The sequence below is a fragment of the Chryseobacterium cucumeris genome (assembly GCF_001593385.1).
Lineage (GTDB): Bacteria > Bacteroidota > Bacteroidia > Flavobacteriales > Weeksellaceae > Chryseobacterium > Chryseobacterium cucumeris.
In genome coordinates, this window is sequence record NZ_LUVZ01000025.1 from 1 (window position 1) to 508 (window position 508).

1 pseudogene is annotated in these 508 nt (G+C 34.1%); it reads right to left on the bottom strand.

The features are described 5' to 3' along the window. Positions 1-508 (bottom strand): annotated as a pseudogene (locus A1704_RS15125) (hypothetical protein); the annotation flags it as partial.

Genomic DNA, 508 nt, shown 5'->3' on the forward strand with positions numbered 1-508 from the left:
CAAATTACAATGCAAGGGACCGCTTTTAAAGAATATTTGATAATATAATTCTCTTTTACAAATTTCGGGAATAAATCCGAGGTTGAAAAACAGGTGAAGATAATCACGAAAACTAACAATCCGATAATGAAAGGTGTTCTTTCCTTTTGCAGGAAAAACCACACCACAACTCCTACAACAGCAATGATATACGTTGGAGATTCTGAACTTGAACTGAACAATACTAAAAATAATAGTGTTGATGCCAGGATCATCAGTTGAAAAGCATAATGCTTGTATTGCTTAATTCTTACATAAGGCAACGCAAACAATGGTAATCCAAATGCTAAAAACACAAGGTTGGAAATAGAAGCATCTCCTAAAATTCTTCTTACAAAGCCCATCAATGAAATATCCTGCATGTTTCCAAGCACCTGATTTTCATTATTTTTTTCTACGATAGATTGAAACCAATCTGAGTAACATTGAATAACAAATTTCGGACTTGAATACGCCATTGGAAGCGCAA